Here is a 19,838-nt window from a genome sequence, read left to right as displayed (position 1 = left end):
GATCCCATGCGCATCCTCTCCATTTCGGGCCAGAACATCGCAAGCCTTGCCCAGCCATTCGCTATCGACTTCACCGCAGCACCATTGGCGGGCGCTGGTCTCTTCGTCATCACCGGTGAGACAGGGGCGGGCAAATCCTCAATCCTAGACGCCATGTGCCTGGCGCTTTATGGCGATGCCCCGCGCCTGGCAGGATCCGCGGGCGACGAAGTCCCCGATCCGTCCGGAAAGGCGATCAAGGCGCGCGATTCCCGTGCCATCTTGCGTCGGGGCGCCGCCCAGGGTTGGGCCGAGGTTCGTTTCACCGCTCGCGACGGACAGGATTATGTCGCGCGCTGGCAGGCGCGCCGCGCCCGCGATAAGGTCGACGGGCAATTACAGAACGTCTCGCGCTCACTGGCCCGGGTCTCTGACGGGCAGGTACTAGCCAGCCAGATCACAATCGTCAGCGACCAAATCACCGCGCTGACCGGCTTTTCCTACGACGAGTTTCGCCGCACTGTCTTGCTCGCTCAAGGCGACTTCGATGCCTTTCTTCGCGCCGACACCAATGATCGCGCGGGCCTGTTGGAGAAAGTGACGGGCACTGGGCTGTACCGAGCGGTATCATCGCGAATCTATGAACGGACCGAGGCCGCCCGTCAGACGCATGGGGCGCTGGTCCAGCGGCGCGAGGGCCATCAGATATTGACGGATGAGGACCGTGCGGCACTGGAGGCCGAACGGCTTGTCATAACCGAAGCCAATCAGGCAGCAGGCGCAGAGGCCAAGACCCTCAAGGATGCCTTGGCACGCCATACCCGATATGCTGAAACGTCCCGGCAAGTCGGACTCGCTGAGGCCGCGCTCGAACAGGCTTTGACAAGTCAGGGCGATGCCAGTGTTGATCGCGCACAACTTGCCCGTATTGACCAGGCAATCCCACTGCGCGCTCAATGGCAAACCCTGCGAGATGCCAAGGATCGAGTAGGCAATGCTACCAGCTCGGTAGCGGCAACCACCGAATTTTCCAACGACACTGCCGCGAAAGCCAATGCGCTTCAGGAAGTGACCCGGCAGGCGGAGGCCGAACACACATCCCGCGAGAATGAGTTCAAGATATTTGGCCCGCTCTGGGATCAGGCCGCCGCGCTCGACAGCCGTATCACGTCCGCCACGACTGAGCTGGAAACTTCCCGCTCGCAAGCTGAGGCATTGGAACAAGAAGCCGAGCAGGCCCGGATTGCATTTCAGGCCTTGCAGCAAGATGATTCCAAAGCCCGCGAAACTTTGCAGGCGACTGAAGCGGAACTCGCCGAACGTTCCTCTGATTGTGCATTGGCCGATAACTGGTTGCAAATCCGCCAGCATATTGTGGCGCATGACGAAGCGCAGTCCGCCCTGACACGGGCAAGGAGCGACAGCGGAACTCATCGGGCTGAGATCGAGCGATTGACCGTCGCATTGGCCGAACTCGCCAACCGGACCGAAACCGACGCGACAGATGAAGTCAGGCTGACCAACGAAGCCGCCAATCTGGCAGACCGCCTCCGCACACTCGAGACTACTCATCCGCCGGAAAGAGGAAGTGAACTTCAGACGTTTGCCACTGCCCTTGCAGATATGCGCCGCGCCGAGCAGGAGCACGGTTCTGCTCGATCAGATTTTGCGGCGGCAGAAAAAACCGCCGAAGCTGCAAAAGAGGCCCTAGCCACTGCCAAAGCCCAAGCAGGCGCTGCTGCCGAGGCCATGACAACTGCGAACGCGCAGGTCACGGCCCTAATCGCCCCCACCGAACGCGCTGACATGGCGGCGTCAGATGCCGCGCGAGAACTGCGCTTGCGGCTCGAGCCGGGAGAGCCATGCCCGGTTTGCGGATCCCCCGAACATCAAACGCATGCCGATAACGCACTGGCCGAGCTGGCCGCAGGGCTACGCGCCGACCTGGCTGCGGCACGCGCAGCCGTCGAGAATGCTCGCAATGAACAGGCCGCGGCACTGCGCGCTCAGGATCGTGCACAGGGAGAGTTGGAACAAGCCGGAAAGAATGCGCAGACAGCCGAAGCGATGATAGCCACCACATGGGCTCATTGGCAGGATGCATACAACCGGGCCTTGGCCGTACCAAATTGCCCCGCTCTGCCCAAGGAACCCGGCGAAGATCGCGCATATCTCGCCACTTTGCTGGATACGACAGAAACCGCTCGGCAAGCCGAAGCTGCAGCTCAAGTGGAACTTTCCAGACTGCGGAACTCACTGGCCAGCACGACCAGCCAGCGCGAAGGTTTGCGCAAGATCATTGCCGGTCATACCTCCGCGCGCGAAACTTGGAACGGCGAGCTTGCCAATGCCACCAGCCTTCAAATGCTGGACCTGCGTGCAGCCGAAACCGCTGAAGCGGAGAGTCTTCGTCATGCTACCGCGATTTCTCCGATTCTGGAGCAGGTAGGAGAAAACCTGGCCATTCCCGGTCTGTCGGGTCGGTTGGAAAGCCGGGTCGCGGAAGTCACCCAGCTACGCAAGGTTCGTGATAGCAACTCGGCCACACTTGTCGCGTTGGCGCCCCAGCTTGCAAAGGCGGAAAGCCGGTCTGAAAACGCCGCAAAACAGTTTGGCGAAGCGAATGAAGCTGTCACGGCTCGATTGAATACGCTGCAGACCCTCCAGGACGAACGTGCACCTCTTTTAGGCGGCGAAGTTACTGCCACGCATCGTACCCGTCACAACGAAGCACGCAAAGGCGCTGCTGCCGCACTGGATGCGGCCCGAAATGCTCTGGCGGAAGCTACGGCTGCCTGGGCCGCTGCTCGCGCCAAGGCCGAGGCCGCTGCTACTGAAATGACGGGCGCAAATCAGGCGCAGGAAATCGCACAGTCGGCGCTTGCCGAGGCATTGGCCAGCACGGATCTGGCCCCGGCTGATCTGGACACTCTTTTTGGTCTCCCGGCAACGGACGTCGCCAACTTGCGTCAACGGCTTCGTGCACTCGACGATTCCGTCACTTCGGCTCGCGCCACTTTGGACTCTCGGCGCAAAGATCACACCGACGCTGAAGCTGCTGGCCTGCCCGAAGATCCACCCGAGGCTCTGGCAGAGGCACTTTCGGTGCTGGATGCCGCCAACCAGACGCGCGCTGAAAGGATCGGGGCAATCGACGGGGAACTCCAACGCGATATTGCAGCGCGGACCGCGCTTGCCGGGCTGGAGGTGGAAATTGCCCAAGCTCGCTCCGAACTGGATATCTGGGAGGCTGTAAACCACGCAGCGGGCTCTCGCAGTGGGGACAAATTTGCCAGGGTCGCGCAATCCATCACGCTGGACGTGTTGGTCGATCACGCCAACCACCATCTGTCGGACCTCAATCCGCGTTACCGTCTGCGCCGCGCGGCTGATCTCGCACTGCAGGTCGAAGATTGCGACATGGGCGGCGAGGCCCGTGCCACGCGTAGCCTTTCAGGCGGCGAGCGCTTCCTGGTGTCGCTCGCCCTTGCGCTCGCCCTTTCGCGAATGGGCGGCAAAGGTGGTCTCGCGGCGACATTATTCATCGACGAGGGGTTCGGATCACTCGACGCAGGCAGCCTGGACCTGGCTATTGATGCACTGGAAAGCCTGCAATCCCAGGGCCGTCAGGTCGGTGTCATTAGCCATGTCGAGGCCATGAAGGAGCGCATCCCCACCCGAATCGCCGTGCACAAACAGGGGGGCGGGAAAAGCGCCATCGAGGTCTGCCAGGGTTGAGGTGAGCAGCGGCCCGGCGCCTCCGACCGAACAGGCCCTTAAACCCTATTTCCTCCCGGAAAAACCTGTCATCGAGCGAGCCAAGCTCATCAACCGTCGACATGCCGGATTATCGTTTTGGGCAGACCAGACCATGCTGAACGGCAGGATCTCACCCGCAAGTTCCCGATAGGTGACCCCCGGAAACTGCGCGACGGTCGTCGCTTCGCTCGTCAGAGTGAGGCCTCGACCGAGAGCGACAAGCGATAGAATATTGTCGCGGCCGACCTGCTGCGATTGAATGTCGAGACCGCGTCCGAGGCCGGCAAGATGGGCCACCAAATAGTCATGGATCTCCTGTCCCGGCGCAACATCGCTCACGATGAACTGCTCGGATGCCAAATCGGCCCATCCAAGTTCGGGTTTGTTCGCCAACGGGTGATCATCGGGCAGCACCACGAAAACCTTTTCGCACCACATATGCTCGGCCTCACAGTCATCCCAGGCCGCCGTTCCGGTGATGAACGCGACATCCAGGCAAAGTTTGCGCACTGCAGCGACGTGTTCAGGTGGATTGCCATCAATGATGTCTACATGCACCTTCGGGTGACGCTCCCCAAAATCACGCAGCAGATCGAACAGAAATCCTGACGCGAGAGATGAAAATATCCCGACCTTGATAAGGCCTTGTTCCGCCCGGCCAACCGCTGCCACCTTGGTCACCCCGATGTCGATCTGACGAAGCGCATGGCGGGCGTTGCGCAGGAATTCCCGCCCGGCAACGGTCAGCCGCACCCCACCAGCATGACGCATGAAAAGCGACGCCCCGAGTTCATCTTCGAGATCACGGATTCGTCGGCTGATGGAGGATTCCTGCACAGAAAGCGCGGCAGCAGCCTTGCGAAAACTCCCATAATCAACGGCGGCAACAAAATATCGCAACTGGTTCAGCCGGACCGCAGATGTGCCGGGTTTCCCCTCAACGACCTTTGTGAGGCTATCATCAGGCGAGGTCTGATTGTTTCCGATCACAGCCATGGTGCATCATCCGAAACAGCGTTCGGTTTCTGACGGGCACCCCGCCATCATCAGCGCGAAAATCGATCTGTGTGCGTTCATCGGCTCTCCGCACATCCTCAAACTAAACGACGTTTAGTTACAGAATGCTGCTTCTTGACATCCAAGCCGTCAACGAAAAAAGTAAATGTCGTTTAGTTTTTACGACAAGTTGCAACAGGCATCGGAATGGCCCGTCCCCGGAAAGAGCAAGAACTTGATATTGCTCGTCGTGCGATCGACGAAACGATCCGGCTGCTGTCAGAGCGTGGCGACCTCGACGTACCGCTGACTGCGGTCGCGCATGCCATCGGTTGCACAGCACCAGCGCTTTACGGCCATTTCCGCAACAAGAGCGCCTTGCTGCGCGCCGTTCGGGAAGAAGGGTTCAACCGGCTCTACAGAGAAAAGCTGGCCGTCTTCGAACAGATGCGCGGCAATCCATTCGGCTATTTGCGTGATGGCAGCTATGCCTATGTCCGCTTTGCACTGGAAAGCCCCACGCTGTACCGGCTGATGTTCACACCGCCGCCACGACTCGGAGGCAGCGATGATCCATGGTCGGGCGCAGCTGGAAGACAGATACTAAATCTATTGCTGACGGGACTTCGCTGCTCTCAGGACCAAGGTTTTTTGCCCGGCATGGATCTTAGCCGCTACAGCTTCATGTTCTGGTCAACGGTACATGGCGCGGTGAGCCTCACCCTTCAGAACCGGGAAATGGACCAGTCCGTTAAATGGAACGCGGCGCGCGAGGCCGTCGACACGCTCATGGAAATCATCGCCGCGACGCGCCATGAATCGCGCAGCACCTCATGAGCGCGATCTTCGGGCACTGGCAAAACCCCGATCCGTGGCGATGAACCGTTCCAACATCGGCACAATCAGCCTGACAGGATCGGCAGCTGGCTGGCCGGTTTCGCGAGCCAGCACTTCGGCATAGGCGACAAGATCGCGATGCAGCGGCCCCGGCAGTTCCACGGTCACCTTCACGGGCTTGTCTTCGATGAGGGGGCCGAGTTTCAGCTTCGTCATGGTCAGTTCCTGTAAGGTTCGAGTACGAGATCGCGGATAACGATGACCCTGACCGGGTAGCCCGGCCGGATCGTCAGGGTCGGCGAGACCTGCAACTGGCGCTGGACGATCTGTTGCCCGGCCTGATTGATGGTATCCTGCGCTCCGTCGCGGATAGCGCGAATCAGACGATCCTCGTCGTCGGTCGCCAGTTCCGTGCCGATGCCGAGCAGCGTGGACAGCCCCGCCGCCTTCATCAGATCCCACCAGTGGTAATCAACGCCATCTTCCAGCCCGGCATAGCCGGAAGCGTCCGCACCGGGCTGGCGCTCCAGCACGATGGAGCGGCCATTGGGCAGGATCAGGCGGTTCCAGACCAGCAGCACGCGGCGCTGACCGAATTGCACCCCGGCGTCATACTGACCGATGATGCGCGTTCCCTGCGGGATCAGGAGCAGGCTGCCGGTCGGGCTGTCATAGACATTTTCCGTGACCTGCGCGGTGATCTGGCCGGGAAGGTCCGAGCGGATGCCGGTAATCATCGCCGCCGGGATTACGGCCCCTGCCTGAAGGATGTAGGGCGAGGCTGGCGCCATGATCCGATCCATGGCAACGGTCTGCCGTTCCACCGGCCCATTCAGAAATGCCGTGTGGCGGTCCTGTGTTGCGGGCTGGCCACCAAGGTCAAGGCCAGCAAGGCCCGGCATATTGGAGCCAGGCGTCGTCGCTGATCTCTGCCCCGACTGGAAGAACACGGTGCTAAGACGTGCGGCTTCTTCCTCGGCAAGACGTCGCTCCTCGGCAGGATCACGGGTTGGTGTTGCCATAGTGGGCGGCGTAACGGGTTGCCCCCTGTTCTGGGCGTCGAGGATCGGGCCACCGAGATCGCCCGGCAATGCCGGCCCCAAGACCGGCCCGGTATAATCCTTCGGCAGCCCCGCCAGTCCATCTGCCGTGGCGCGGTTCTCGGTCGAATAGAGTTCTTCACCGTTTCCGCTCATGTCGCGCGTCTGGAGCGCATAGATCAGCGCCCCGCCGATGCCGAGGAGCGCAACAGCTCCGGCACCGGCCAGCATCTTGCGCGACAGGCGCGTGACGCGCGGCGGCTCGGCACGCAGACGCATCGGCGTTGGGTTGGTGGTAGCCTCTTCACTCATGACGGTTGCTCTCCGGCTTTAGCGGGCTGGGCAGCTTGCCTTTGCTCGATGCGAACGATCCTGACCGTCTGCTGCTGCTTGCCGCTACCAAGACGCAGCTCAGCCGCTCCGAACAGCCGATCGACGATCAAGATGTTCTGGTGAACACGGGAATTGACGATCTGGGTCTCGCCCTCGGAACCGATGACGAAAATCGGTGGCATCTCTCCCTGCACGATGCCGCGCGGGAAAACGACATAGACACGGCGGCCATCATCGAAGACGGAAATCGGCCGCCATGGCGGAGTATCTCGGGTCAGGCCGTAACGATAGTTGCGTGCCGCCTCGACCGGGATCATGGGTGCTGCCGGAACGGTCTGGCGCTGACCGGCAGGCAGCGCCGGATAAGACCAGGATACGGATGGCATGTAGAGCGCCTCACGGGCGCGCAGCTCGATCATGTAGGTGCGCCGATCGGTCGTCACCACGAGATTGGTTGAGATGTCGGATCGGGATGGTTTGACGAGAATATGGACCCGGCGCGACGTACCGCTCCCGCTCTCGGTATCGCCAATGATCCAGCGGGCGGTGTCTCCCGCCGCGATCGGTCCCGCGCCGGTTAGGCTTTCGCCCGGCTCCAGCGCGATATTGGTGATCTGTCCTGGTGCTGCATAGACCTGATAGAGCGCGCCTTCCGACCAGGGATAGATCTGGATGGCGTTATAGTAACCCTCGCGGCGCGGCTCGACGCGGGCGGCGGCATTGGCGTTCTCGACGCGGCCTGCCGGTGTTCCGGCAGCAGTACCGCCGCGTGCGACCGTCCAGGCCGGCGGCGTGTGAAGCGGCCGAGGCCGGTCATCGGTGACAGCGGTCGGCACGACGGGCAACGCCGGCACATCGGCATCATAGCTGAACTGCGGCGTCTTGTTGGTGGCGCAGCCTGCCAGCATGGTGGCCGAAAGCAACAAAGCCGCGAAGGCGGGTTTTCGGAAAACCGGCAGGGCGGAATTGCGGGAAGACGCGATGGTCATTGGCTCATCTCCCGCGACCATGAAATTGCATTGACGTAGATGCCGAGCGGATTGGCGCGCAGACGCTCGGCATCGCGCGGAGTCTGGATCACGATGGTCAGGATCGCGGTCCAGCGCTCGGTCGTGGAAAGCTGCCCGTTCTCGTAGTGGCGCTCGGTCCAGGCGACTCGGAAGCTGTCGTTCGAGGCGCGGATGACGCTGGAAACCTCGACTGCGATCTGCTGGCGGCCGACACGGGTGAACGGATCGTTGGCGCGGGCATAGTCGTTGAGCGCGGCCGCTCCCCTATCTGTGGTGAACTCATAGGCGCGCAGCCAGTTCTGGCGCACGATGATGGCGTCCGCCGGGATCGAGCGCGTCTGCTCGATGAAGCGGCCGAGATGGAAGGCGATCTGCGGATCGGTCGGACGGTAATCGGCCGTGGCTGAGGCGACGGTCTGGGCCTGGCCGAGATTATCGACCTGCACCACCCAGGGCACGACGGTCCCTCGCGCCGATTGCAGAACGAGCGCGGCAGCGAAGCCCGCCGAGAGGATCAGTGAGCCGAAGGCCATATAGCGCCAGTTCTTGGCCTGCGCGCGAGCCGTGCCAATACGCTCGTCCCAGACTTGCGCGGCTTTCTGGTAAGGCGTCTCGGGTTCGGGCGATTTGCCGTAATGGGTCGCTGGACGTCTGAAGATGTTCATGAGCGGTCACTTTCGGAAATGTTGACGGAAGAGCCGCCGCCGTGGCTGTCACCGGAGCGGACGGCATGGGCGGCCATGGTCGTGCCGTGATTGAGCGCCTGGCGGCGGTGCATCTGCTGCGCCCATGCAGGCGGTCCGCCCGCCGGTGCGGAGGCGGGTGCGGCACCGGCCACGCTCGCACCACCAATGGCTCCCTGCGAGGACGATCCACCGGTGACGCCGAGCCCGGCGCGCGCGCCATCGGAGAAGCTGGATTTGGCGCTTTCCGCTGCTTTCGATGCCGTCCGCTTCAGGGGCGATGCTGCGGCTGAGCCTGCCGCGCGGGCAACACCGCCGAGGCCGGAGGCAACACCGGCAGCCCCTGACTGGCCGAGCGATCCGACACTATAGGCGGCGCTCGCCGCACCTGCGGCAGCAGCACCGCCACGGACGGCAGCAGCTCCACCCGACAGCGCCGCTGCCCCTCCCTTCGCGGCCATGCCTGCGGCAGCGCCGCCAGCAAGCATCATGCCGCCAGCGGCGAGACCGGTTCCAACTGCTGCACCTGCGCCAAGCTGCGGGCCGCCAGAAACCAGACCGGAAGCGATGCCGGGACCGAAGATGCCGAGGCCGAGAAGGGAAAGTGCGGCCAGCACGATCGCCATGGCGTCGTCGATGGTCGGCGTCACGCCGCCGAAACCGGCCGTAAACTGCGAGAACAATGTCGAGCCGATGCCGATGATGACGGCGAGCACCAGCACCTTGATGCCGGAGGAGACGACATTGCCAAGAACGCGCTCGGCCATGAAGGCGGTCTTGCCGAAGAGGCCGAAGGGAATAAGGACAAAGCCCGCCAGCGTGGTCAGCTTGAACTCGATCAGCGTGACGAAGAGCTGCACGGCGAGAATGAAGAAGGCCAGCAGTACCAGCGCCCAGGCGAACATCAGGCAAGCGATCTGGATGAAGTTCTCGAAAAACGACCAATAACCCATCATGTCCGAGATGGATTCGAGCAGCGGGCGACCGGCATCGAGGCCAGTCTGCGCCACCTTGCCGGGCCGCAGCAGATCGGCGGCGGAAAAGCTAGTGCCCGAACCTTTCAGGCCAAGACCGGCGAAGCTGTCGAAGATGATCTGGGCGAGATTGTTCCAGTTGCCGATCAGGTATGCGAAGACCCCGACGAAGAGCGTCTTCTTGACCAGCCGGGCGATGATGTCGTCATCCGCACCCCAGGACCAGAACAGTGCCGCGAGCGTCACGTCGATGACGATCAGGGTGGTGGCGATGAAGGCGACCTCGCCGCCAAGCAGGCCGAAGCCGCTGTCGATGTAACTGGTGAAAACACCCAGAAAGTTGTCGATGACGCCGGTGCCGCCCATGGTTCACTGTCCCCCGTTCTGATGCGGGGCGGCGGGCACCGGCGTCCGGCCGAGGAACCGGTCGCGGTTCTCGGCCCAGGTGGCGAGGCAGCCGGGATCGTTCACGGCGGCCTCGCCTAACTGCTGGCAGTGGCGCAGGCTCTGGCGCAGCGGATCGGCAGGCGCCTGAAGCGCCGGCGCCGCGCGGGGCTGTGCTGGTTCGTCCTCGCGTGTCATTTCGATCACCGTCGCGGTGATGGCGATGGCCACGAATATGATCGCGCCCAGCCGGGCCAGCATCTTGCCGTCCATGTCGCGCCCCTCCTGTCCGGTCAGTTGTTGCCGTTGCCGAACATCTGGGCATTGCCGGGCTGATAGCCCGATCCCGGCGTCAGAAAGCGCTCGCGCTGGATGCGGCCTTGTTCGGCGGCGGTGGCACGCTCGGCTTCGATCAGGGCTTCGGAGCGACCATTGGCGGACATCAGCGCGATCAGGTCGGAAAGCTGCTGCGACTGGAGCGCGAGAAGCTGATTGCCCGCCTGTGTCGCCTGTAACGCGCCGGTGGCGTTCTGGCTCTGCCCGACAAGGGCGGACATTTCAGCGCGGTTGGTGTCGATATTTCCGACGACACCAGCCTGCACGCGCATGGCGTCCTGCAAACCGCCGACCGTATTCTGCCAGCGGGACCGCGCATCGGCGACGAGCTGGGCGTCGGTCGCGGACAGCGAAACCTTTCCGTATTTCTGTTGGAACATTTGATCGACGTTCTGCACGTCGAAGGCAATGTTCTGCGCCTGGGCCAGAAGCTGCTGCGTGCGCTGGACATTCTGCTGCAAAGTCTGGAGCGAGGAATATGGCAGACTGGCGAGATTCTTCGCCTGATTGATGAGCATCTGCGCTTCATTCTGAAGCGAGGTGATCTGGTGGTTGATCTGCTCCAGCGTACGTGCGGCAGTCAGAAGGTTCTGCGCATAGTTGGTCGGATCATAGACGATGCGGCCGAAGCCAAAAGCGTGAGCGGGGCTTGCCAGCATGGGCGACAGTGCAACAGGCATGGCGAGCGTCAGCGCCAGCACGGATGCACTGACATATCGGGAAACGGGGATACGGATCATGGCAGGGTCTCCTTTTCTTGGCTGTCATCTGGATGGATTTGGTCTGGCGCGACCGGCCGAGCGGGCTCTGTCCGTTCGACAAGATTGGTGAGGTTCGGGATCAGATCGACGGCCCATTCGACGCCGCGATGGCGCAGCCAGGCCGCGAGAAAACCGTCCTGCCCATGCTCGGCGACGAGTTCGGCGATACGGGTCTGATCGGATTTGGATGATGCGGCGCAGAGCGCGAGGCCGACTTCGCTGAGGCCAAGCTCGAACAGGCGATTGCCGCGCCGCGATTGGCAGTAATAGTCCCGCTTTGGCGTGGCCCGCGCGAGGATCTCGATTTGCCGGTCATTGAGGCCGAAGCGGCGGTAGATTGCCGTGATCTGCGGCTCGATGGCGCGTTCATTCGGGAGAAGCAGCCGCGTCGGGCAGCTTTCGATGATGGCGGGCGCGATATTGCTGCCGTCAATGTCCGAGAGCGATTGCGTGGCGAAGATGACGGAAGCGTTCTTCTTCCTGAGTGTCTTCAGCCATTCGCGCAGCTGGTTGACGAACCCCTCGTCATCGAGCGCCAGCCAGCCTTCGTCGATGATGAGCAGGGTTGGCCGACCGTCGAGCCGGTCGCCGATCCGATGAAACAGATAGGACAGGACGGCAGGCGCAGCCCCAGTGCCGACCAGCCCCTCGATCTCAAAGGCCTGTACATCGGCTGATCCGAGATGTTCGGCCTCGGCGTCGAGCAACCGGCCATAGGCGCCGCCAATGCAGTAAGGGCGCAACGCCTGTTTCAGATCGTTGGATTGCAGCAGCACGGCAAGGCCGGTGATGGTCCGTTCCCCCGCCGGGGCGGATGCCAGCGATGTCAGCGCCGTCCAGATGTGCTCCTTCACCTCCGGCGTGATGATCATGCCTTCACGCATCAGGATCGCGGCGATCCAGTCAGCGGCCCATGACCGTTCATAGGCATCATCGATCCGCGCCAGCGGTTGCAGGGAAACGGAAACCTCCGATCCCTCGGTCAATCCACCGCCGAGATCATGCCAGTCGCCACCCATGGCGAGCGCGGATGCCCGGATCGATCCCCCGAAATCGAAAGCGAAAATCTGGCTGCGATCATAGCGGCGAAATTGCAGCGCCATCAGCGCCAGCAGCACGGACTTGCCCGCGCCGGTCGGGCCGACGACGAGGGTATGGCCCACGTCGCCGACATGAAGGGAAAGCCGGAACGGAGTCGAACCTTCGGTCTTGCCGTACAGCAAGGGGGGCGCTCCGAGATGTTCGTTCCGTTCCGGCCCCGCCCACACGGCCGATAGAGGGATCATGTGGGCGAGGTTGAGCGTCGAGATCGGCGGCTGCCGGACATTGGCGTAGGCATGTCCGGGGATCGAGCCTAGCCAGGCATCGACGGCATTGACAGTTTCCGGCATGGCCGTGAAGTCTCGGCCCTGAATGATCTTCTCGACCAGACGCAGCTTCTCGTCGGCGATACGGGGGTCGGCGTCCCAGACGGTGACGGTTGCTGTGACATAGGCCATGCCGGCGACGTCAGCGCCCAGTTCCTGCAAGGCCATGTCGGCATCGAGCGCCTTGTTGGACGCATCGGTGTCCACCAGCGCCGATTGCTCGTTGGTCATCACCTCCTTGAGGATCGCGGCGATGGATTTTCTCTTGGCGAACCATTGACGGCGGATTTTGGTGAGGAGTTTCGTCGCGTCCGTCTTGTCCATCAGGATGGCGCGGGTGGACCAGCGATACGGGAACGCGAGCCGGTTCATCTCGTCGAGCAGGCCGGGCGTGGTCGCTGTCGGAAAGCCGATAATGGTCAGGACGCGCAGATGCTTGTTACCAAGGCGCGGTTCCAACCCGCCAGTCAGCGGCTGATCGGCCAGCAGCGCATCGAGGTGCATGGGCACTTCGGGCACGCGAACACGATGGCGGTTCGTGGAAATCGTGGAATGGAGATAGGTCAGCGTGCCCGCGTCATCGATCCAGTGGCATTCGGGCATGAAGCCGTCGAGCAGCGCCAGCACGCGGTCGGTGCGGTCGATGAAGCCGCGCATCAGCTCCCATGGATTGACGCCGGATTGCTCACGGCCCTCGTAGAGCCAGGTCTCGGCGCGAGCCGCATCTTCGGCGGGTGGCAGCCAGAGGAAGGTCAGGAAGTAGCCTGACACGAAATGCGTGCCCGCTTCCTCGAAGGCAGCTTTGCGCTCGGCATCGACCAGAGCGGAGGCCGGATCAGGAAATTGGCTGCCGGGATAGGTCGCGGCTTCGCTTCGTTGTGCCTCAACAAAGATCGACCAGCCGGAGCCGAGGCGGCGCACGGCGTTGTTGATACGCCCAGCGACCGCGACCAGTTCGGCGGCAACAGCCGAATCCAGATCCGGCCCGCGAAACTTCGCAGTCCTCTGGAAACTGCCGTCCTTGTTCAGCACGACGCCCGAGCCAACCAGCGCGGCCCAGGGCAGGAAATCCGCGAGGCGGGTAGCGGTACGGCGATATTCGGTGAGGTTCATCATGGCTGCGCCCTCACACCGACAGATGACCGGGTATGCGCAGATGCTTACGGCCCACCTCGACAAAAAGCGGATCGCGTTTGGCAGCCCATACCGCGAGGAAATGACCGACCGCCCAGATGGCGATGCCAACCAGCCAGAGACGAAGGCCCAGGCCGACGGCGCCGGCCAGCGTGCCGTTGACGATGGCAATCGAACGCGGTGCGCCGCCGAGCAGGATATGCTCGGTCAGCGCCCGGTGAACCGGGATGGAGAAGCCCGGCACCGCATCGAGCTGTTCAAACCCGCCCGCCATCAGATGAGCGCCCCGCCGCCGAACGAGAAGAACGACAGGAAGAAGCTCGACGCGGCGAAGGCGATGGACAGGCCGAAGACGATCTGGATCAGGCGGCGGAAGCCGCCGGAGGTATCACCGAAGGCCAGCGCCAGGCCGGTGGCGATGATGACGATGACGGCGATGATCTTGGCGACAGGACCCTCGATCGACTGGAGGATCGACTGAAGCGGGGCCTCCCAGGGCATGGAGGAGCCGGAGGCGTGTGCGGCAGGCGCCAGCATCAGACTGATGGAAACAGTGGCAGCGGCGGTTGCCATGATGCGGCAGCCGCGTGAAATCGTGCGGATCATGAAGGGTTTCCTTTCGGGGTGGTTGCCAAAGTGATGGGATGCGTGATGGCGTAATCGCCGTCCGGCCCCAGCCCATCGACGCGGGCGAGTTCGACCAGCCGGCGGGAAGAGCCGCGTCCGGCAAGAACGGCGACGAGGTCGATTGTCTCGGCAATCAGGGCGCGCGGGACGGTGATGACGGCTTCCTGGATGAGCTGTTCGAGGCGTCGCAGCGCGCCAATGCCGGAACCGGCATGGATGGTGCCGATCCCGCCCGGATGGCCGGTGCCCCAGGCTTTAAGGAGGTCGAGAGCTTCGGACCCGCGCACCTCGCCGACCGGGATGCGATCCGGGCGCAGGCGTAGCGACGAACGCACCAGATCGGAGAGCGTCGCCACGCCATCTTTGGTGCGCATCGCGACCAGATTGGGCGCGGCGCATTGCAGTTCGCGCGTGTCTTCAATGATCACGACGCGGTCCGAAGTCTTGGCGACTTCTGCCAGCAGCGCGTTGGTCAGCGTGGTTTTTCCGGTCGAGGTGCCGCCCGCGACAAGGATATTGGCGCGCGTGGCGACGTTCAGGCGCAGCACCTCGGCCTGAGCACTGGTCATGATCCCGGCGTTTACATAGTCGTCGAGCGTGAACACCGCGACGGCAGGCTTGCGGATGGCAAAGGTCGGCGCCGTGACGACAGGCGGCAGCAACCCTTCGAAGCGCTCTCCGGTCTCGGGCAGTTCAGCCGACACACGCGGATTGCGGGCATGAACCTCGGCGCCGACATGATGGGCGACCAGCCTGACGATCCGCTCGCCATCGGCAGCCGACAGCCTCTCCCCCGTATCGGCCAGCCCTTCGGAGAGCCGATCCACCCAGATGCGGCCATCGGGATTCAGCATCACCTCGACCACAGCTGGATCTTCCAGAAACCGGGCAATCGATGTACCGAGCGCGGTGCGCAGCATCCGCGCACCACGCGCAATCGTCTCGGGTTTCTGATGTGATGCGGTCATGGCGGCCCCGTTCATGGCGGGACGCGCAAAAGACGGACCCCGGATTGGGGTCGATTAAAAGAACCTGATTTAGGGCCGTTTCAACAGATGTTTACGCGTGTGCAGGCATCGGCGGCGCAGGGCGGTAAATAGGATGGATCGAAAGATCAGAGCTGGTTTCCATCCGCTTCGGACTGGCCTTGTGACGAAAGATCGTGAAGCGAATCAATATCCCGCGACAACTCTTTCAGGAATCTGTCGCCGGAAGCCAGGCGCTTGCCCAGCGTCTGCATGAAGCCTTCGAAGCGCTCGTTGCCCTTGATGCGTGCCGACTGTTTCGCGCTATCTGACAGCGGCGGCGTCATGGTGAGCCAGAATTGTACGAACAGCGAAAGCGTCTCGCCGAGGATGGCGACATCTTCGTCCAGCATATCGAACTGGCGGCCAAGCTTATCCAGGCGTCGCGACATTGCGGCTTCCAGCCGTTCGGTCGTGTCACCGGACAGGAAGGATGCTACCGCAGCCTCGATCACTGCGGATTTTGAAACATTGCGACGCAGCGCCAGACCCTCGACCTGCTTCAGCAGATCCGGGGAGAAGTAGACATTCATGCGGGTGCGACTCGTCATGCCTGTCTTCCTTCTCAAAGCTCGATGCCGTCATTTGGGTCGAGTGACGCCTGCCGCGCGACCATGCGCATCCGCTGACGCATGGCACGGGCTTTGGCGGCATCGACGTCGGGCTCATCATCGAGAAAATCGAACTCCTGCGATGGCGGCGGTGGTGGCGGGATGATTTCCTCATGCTCGGGAAGCTCCGGCTCAAGACGGATACCGGCATTGGCAGGATCGTCGTCGGACCTGTTCGACGCTGGTCCGTGGCCGGCCGCGGCCGCAACAACACGGCTCGTCCAGTCGTCTGGTGCCGATGTTTCCATCTTCACCGACTGCTTGTGCAGATCGGGCGGCGGCAGCACCCGTTCCTGAAGCCGCGCATCGGCATAGTAGCGCGCCTTGGCGGCGCGGATGGGCGGCACACCCGCTACCATGACGATCTCGTCGGTTGGCGGAAGCTGCATGATCTCGCCCGGTGTCAGGAGCGGCCGCGCTGTTTCCTGCCGCGAAACCATGAGATGCCCGAGCCAGGGCGCGAGGCGATGGCCCGCATAGTTGGTGGAATCGCGCATTTCCGTGGCCGTGCCGAGCGCATCACTGATCCGCTTGGCGGTGCGTTCATCGTTTGCGGCAAAGGCGACACGCACATGGCAGTTGTCGAGAATGGCGTTGTTCTGTCCATAGGCCCGCTCGATCTGGTTGAGCGACTGCGCGATCAGGAACGCTTTGAGGCCGTAGCCGGCCATGAAGGCGAGCGCCGATTCAAAGAAATCAAGCCGCCCGAGCGCGGGGAACTCGTCCAGCATCAACAGGAGACGATGGCGTTTTCCGGTGGTTTCCAGTTCCTCGGTCAGCCGCCGCCCGACCTGATTGAGGATCAGACGGATCAGCGGCTTGGTCCGGTTGATGTCCGAGGGCGGTACGACGAGGTAGAGGCTGACCGGTTCTTTTGCTCCGACCAGATCGGCAATGCGCCAGTCGCAGCGGGCCGTCACGCGGGCCACGACCGGATCTCGGTAGAGACCGAGAAAGGACATCGCCGTGGACAGCACGCCGGAGCGTTCGTTCTCGGATTTGTTCAACAGCTCGCGTGCCGATGAGGCGATGACGGGATGCACACCGGCTTCGCCCAGATGCGGCGTGTCCATCATGGCGCGCAAGGTCGCCTCGACCGGACGGCGCGGATCGGACAGAAAGCTCGCGACCCCCGCCAGCGTCTTGTCCTTCTCGGCATAGAGAACATGCAGGATGGCGCCGACCAGTAGCGAATGGCTGGTCTTTTCCCAATGGTTGCGCTTGTCGAGACTGCCCTCGGGATCGACCAGAATATCCGCGATGTTCTGGACATCGCGGACTTCCCACTCCCCCTGACGGACTTCCAGCAGCGGGTTGTAAGCTGCGGAATGCACATTGGTCGGATCGAACAGCAGGACGCGGCCGTGATGGGACCGGAAGCCGGCCGTCAGATTCCAGTTCTCACCCTTGATGTCGTGCACGATGCAACTTCCCGGCCAGGTCAGCAGCGTCGGTACGACGAGGCCCACGCCTTTGCCGGATCGCGTTGGTGCAAAGCACAGAACATGCTCGGGGCCGTCATGACGCAGATAATCCTTGCTGTGCCTGCCAAGGACCACGCCATCGGGACCGAGCAGTCCGGCAGCATGGATTTCCTTGTCCTCGGCCCATCGCGCAGAACCGTAGGTGGCGACGTTGCGCGCCTCGCGCGCCCGGATGATCGACATGAAAAAAGCGGCGGCGATAGCGAACAACGCCCCGGACGTGGCGATGAACGCGCCTTCGGTGAAAATACCGGGCGCATAGGCGTCATAGGAAAACCACCACCAGAAGAAGGCCGGAGGATAATAGACCGGCCATCCCGCAACATCGAACCACGGATTGCCGAGCTGGGGCTGAAAGCCAAGGCGGAAGGCCACCCATTGTGTCGAAGTCCAGACCATCACCAGGACAATGGTGAATACGACAATGATCTGGCCCCAGAGTATTCGGCCACCACGCATACAGGCTCCAATCGGCAAGAGAGTCGGAGCCGATCAAAGAATAGACGTTTTCGAAAGCGGCAACAGGAAAAGCAGGGGTGCCGTGTTGCCGGATACTATCGGCGGCACATCGGACAGGCCCTTTCAGATGCCGATGTCGACAGAACAATTTGCGAGGTGCCAGATCGGCAAAGGCTCAAATCCCGAGCCCTCGTGTTCGCCCCATTTGCCACGATACCGATCCACCCTGCACGATGCCCGCAACCTCGCGGCCGAGCTGGCGGTCGATCACTGGCCGCCATGGGACAAGAGTGAACTCGTGGCTCTTTTCGATAATGGCGAACTTGCCGCTCGATAGATGTGCGATCCCGGTGAACTTGCCGCTGATATTTTCGCCATCGGCAGCCGCCCGGAACGGCAAGCCTTTGCTGCTGGCCATTTCCGCACCGACGCGGGCCACTTCCCTTTCTCGCAGATTGGCGAGCAGGTTGCGCCGATAGAGGATGCGTCCATTCTGCTGTCGCGTGGCAGCGCCCTGTGCGATATGGTGTTCACGCCGCTGGTCCATAGCCTCGCGCACTTGCTGGCCGAACCCTGCCGGGGTAAGGTCCGAGGCGTCCGGTGTGACCAATCGCCGGTCCAGCCAGGTCGCGCCATCGGCGCCGATCTGTTTTTCCAGATCGAAGGTCGAGACGACGCGGATGCTGGCCTGCCGGTTGCAACCGGCATCATAGGCGGTGGCGCGGCTCTCGAAGTCTTCGGGGATGCGCCACTGGTCGGCGTCAATCCGTTCAGCGATGCCGGCGCGGCGCAGCGCCTCCAGTCGCCGGACATGGGCATCCAAATAGCCCTCGTAATCACCGCCCGGTACACGTCCCTCGAACTTCGCCTGTTCGAGGTGGCGGCTCGGTCGGTAGATACCATTTTCCGAGATCGCAGCGATGGTGCGATCAGAGGGACGTTGCGCTGTATCGGCGGGACCGACTTCCACGATGCTGCCGATCCGGGCAACTTCAACGCGGGCCGGATCAATGCCGGGAAGATGGTGTGTTCGCCCGTCGATGCCGTCCACCACGAGCGTCAGGTTCTCGCCCATGTCGTCGGTGAGATATTTGTCCACGACGCGGCCGGTGATGGGTGCCGCGGGTGCGGCATCGTGAAGCTGGAAGGTCATCGGATCACGTTCCTGCCCATCGGCCTTCAGCGCCTTGTGCATGTTGCGGATGATGTCACCGCGCTCACCGAGTTCACGCAGCGCCGGTTCCATCTTCGCGCCAAGCTCCCAGACGCCGGGTGCATGTTCCGTAGCCAGCCCCATCTTTTCCAGCTTGGCGAGACGGCGCAGGCGAAGTGTGCGGTTGAACTGGCGGCGTGCATCTGCCGGTTCGTGGCGCAGATCGAGGAACCTTTCGTCGGCTTCCTCGGTCATGGCGCGGTCGATGCGCGTGAAGCGGTCCTGATCGATTTCGGCAGACAGCTTGCGGCTCTGCTCGATCTCGGTGGCGGGTCCAAGTTCCAGCGTGGTCAGTTCGCTCGCCCGCTCACGAATTCCATTGGCGAGATAATCGCCATTGATGACCAGGTTCTCGCCCAGATCGTCCTTGCCCCGAACGATGACATGGACATGGGGATGGCCGGTATTGTGGTGATTGACCGCGACCCAATCGAGTTTCGTGCCAAGGTCGCCCTCAATGCGGCTCATCAGATCGCGGGTGTGCTCGGTGAGATCGGAAAGATCGGCGGCATCTTCCGGCGAGACGATGAAGCGGAACTGGTGGCGATCATCCTTGCCGCGATCAAGGAAGGCATCTCCATCGGCACGATCGTCGGTGGCGGAATAAAGCTGACCACGCTCGCCATCACGCGATGTTCCGTCGCGCTGGATGTAGCGCAGATGGGCAGCACCTTTGCCATTCTTCCCCGCGCTCTGAACGTATCGGGTTTTGACGACGACGCGACGCGCGCCAGCCGTACTGTGACGCCAGCCGCTCGACAGGGTTCGGGCGCGGACAAAGGCCGCACCACGACCACGCTTGACGCCCGGACCTTTGCCAGCCTGC

Annotated in this window: 17 protein-coding genes; 2 read left to right on the top strand and 15 right to left on the bottom strand. The window is 62.5% G+C overall.

Annotated features, from left to right (window positions below; genetic code table 11):
• The first annotated feature begins 6 nt into the window (after positions 1-6).
• Complete coding sequence (locus ACOQOT_RS00675) at positions 7-3,717, top strand: AAA family ATPase (RefSeq protein ID WP_420560473.1); 3,711 nt, start codon at positions 7-9, stop codon at positions 3,715-3,717.
• 45 nt (positions 3,718-3,762) lie between these two features.
• Here ACOQOT_RS00675 and ACOQOT_RS00670 read toward each other — a convergent pair whose 3' ends face one another.
• A complete protein-coding gene (locus ACOQOT_RS00670) occupies positions 3,763-4,734 on the bottom strand; it encodes a LysR family transcriptional regulator (RefSeq protein WP_420560472.1) in 972 nt (323 codons plus the stop codon).
• A gap of 207 nt (positions 4,735-4,941) precedes the next feature.
• Here ACOQOT_RS00670 and ACOQOT_RS00665 point away from each other — a divergent pair, with 207 nt between their 5' ends.
• Positions 4,942-5,571, top strand: a complete 630-nt coding sequence (locus ACOQOT_RS00665; RefSeq protein ID WP_094540674.1) for a TetR/AcrR family transcriptional regulator — start codon at positions 4,942-4,944, stop codon at positions 5,569-5,571.
• Here the strand turns inward: ACOQOT_RS00665 and ACOQOT_RS00660 are convergent.
• From ACOQOT_RS00660 to ACOQOT_RS00595, 14 genes are all read right to left on the bottom strand, one after another.
• A complete protein-coding gene (locus ACOQOT_RS00660) occupies positions 5,566-5,787 on the bottom strand; it encodes a DUF2274 domain-containing protein (RefSeq protein ID WP_020818575.1) in 222 nt (73 codons plus the stop codon). The genes ACOQOT_RS00665 and ACOQOT_RS00660 overlap by 6 nt on opposite strands.
• A gap of 2 nt (positions 5,788-5,789) precedes the next feature.
• A complete protein-coding gene (locus ACOQOT_RS00655) occupies positions 5,790-6,923 on the bottom strand; it encodes a TrbI/VirB10 family protein (RefSeq protein ID WP_420560471.1) in 1,134 nt (377 codons plus the stop codon).
• Positions 6,920-7,933, bottom strand: a complete 1,014-nt coding sequence (gene trbG / locus ACOQOT_RS00650; protein WP_420560470.1) for a P-type conjugative transfer protein TrbG — start codon at positions 7,931-7,933, stop codon at positions 6,920-6,922. The genes ACOQOT_RS00655 and trbG overlap by 4 nt, the downstream gene beginning before the upstream one ends.
• Positions 7,930-8,619 carry a conjugal transfer protein TrbF gene (gene trbF / locus ACOQOT_RS00645; RefSeq protein ID WP_420560469.1) on the bottom strand — a complete coding sequence of 230 codons (690 nt, stop codon included), beginning with the start codon at positions 8,617-8,619 and terminating at the stop codon, positions 7,930-7,932. The genes trbG and trbF overlap by 4 nt, the downstream gene beginning before the upstream one ends.
• A complete protein-coding gene (gene trbL, locus ACOQOT_RS00640) occupies positions 8,616-9,977 on the bottom strand; it encodes a P-type conjugative transfer protein TrbL (RefSeq protein ID WP_420560468.1) in 1,362 nt (453 codons plus the stop codon). Before trbL ends, trbF begins: the two co-directional genes overlap by 4 nt.
• A gap of 3 nt (positions 9,978-9,980) precedes the next feature.
• Positions 9,981-10,268 carry a putative entry exclusion protein TrbK-alt gene (trbK-alt, locus tag ACOQOT_RS00635; protein ID WP_035746321.1) on the bottom strand — a complete coding sequence of 96 codons (288 nt, stop codon included), beginning with the start codon at positions 10,266-10,268 and terminating at the stop codon, positions 9,981-9,983.
• Positions 10,269-10,288: 20 nt separating this feature from the next.
• Positions 10,289-11,071 (bottom strand): P-type conjugative transfer protein TrbJ, encoded by a 783-nt coding sequence (gene trbJ / locus ACOQOT_RS00630; protein ID WP_420560467.1) that lies wholly within the window; start codon positions 11,069-11,071, stop codon positions 10,289-10,291.
• The gene (gene trbE, locus ACOQOT_RS00625; protein ID WP_420560466.1) at positions 11,068-13,575 is read right to left on the bottom strand and encodes a conjugal transfer protein TrbE; all 2,508 of its coding nucleotides are present in this window, start codon (positions 13,573-13,575) and stop codon (positions 11,068-11,070) included. Before trbE ends, trbJ begins: the two co-directional genes overlap by 4 nt.
• A 10-nt stretch (positions 13,576-13,585) precedes the next feature.
• Entirely contained in the window at positions 13,586-13,867 is a 282-nt protein-coding gene (locus ACOQOT_RS00620) for a VirB3 family type IV secretion system protein (RefSeq protein ID WP_035746326.1), read from the bottom strand.
• Positions 13,867-14,199, bottom strand: coding sequence for a TrbC/VirB2 family protein (locus tag ACOQOT_RS00615; RefSeq protein ID WP_009450539.1), 333 nt, complete (start codon positions 14,197-14,199; stop codon positions 13,867-13,869). The genes ACOQOT_RS00620 and ACOQOT_RS00615 overlap by 1 nt, the downstream gene beginning before the upstream one ends.
• Positions 14,196-15,188: a P-type conjugative transfer ATPase TrbB gene (trbB, locus tag ACOQOT_RS00610; protein WP_035746328.1), complete on the bottom strand. Its 993-nt coding sequence runs from the start codon at positions 15,186-15,188 to the stop codon at positions 14,196-14,198. Before trbB ends, ACOQOT_RS00615 begins: the two co-directional genes overlap by 4 nt.
• Positions 15,189-15,334: 146 nt before the next feature.
• Positions 15,335-15,796: a CopG family transcriptional regulator gene (locus ACOQOT_RS00605; protein WP_015740163.1), complete on the bottom strand. Its 462-nt coding sequence runs from the start codon at positions 15,794-15,796 to the stop codon at positions 15,335-15,337.
• Between the two features lie 14 nt (positions 15,797-15,810).
• A complete protein-coding gene (locus ACOQOT_RS00600; RefSeq protein ID WP_088233914.1) occupies positions 15,811-17,799 on the bottom strand; it encodes a conjugal transfer protein TraG in 1,989 nt (662 codons plus the stop codon).
• Positions 17,800-17,974: 175 nt separating this feature from the next.
• Positions 17,975-19,096 carry a DUF3363 domain-containing protein gene (locus ACOQOT_RS00595; protein WP_420561971.1) on the bottom strand — a complete coding sequence of 374 codons (1,122 nt, stop codon included), beginning with the start codon at positions 19,094-19,096 and terminating at the stop codon, positions 17,975-17,977.
• Positions 19,097-19,838: the final 742 nt, after the last annotated feature.

Origin of the sequence: Tepidicaulis sp. (genome assembly GCF_965222285.1) — a bacterium.
Lineage (GTDB): Bacteria > Pseudomonadota > Alphaproteobacteria > Parvibaculales > Parvibaculaceae > Tepidicaulis.
Note: the sequence above shows the minus strand (reverse complement) of the source record. Positions and strands in the feature narration are given on the sequence as shown.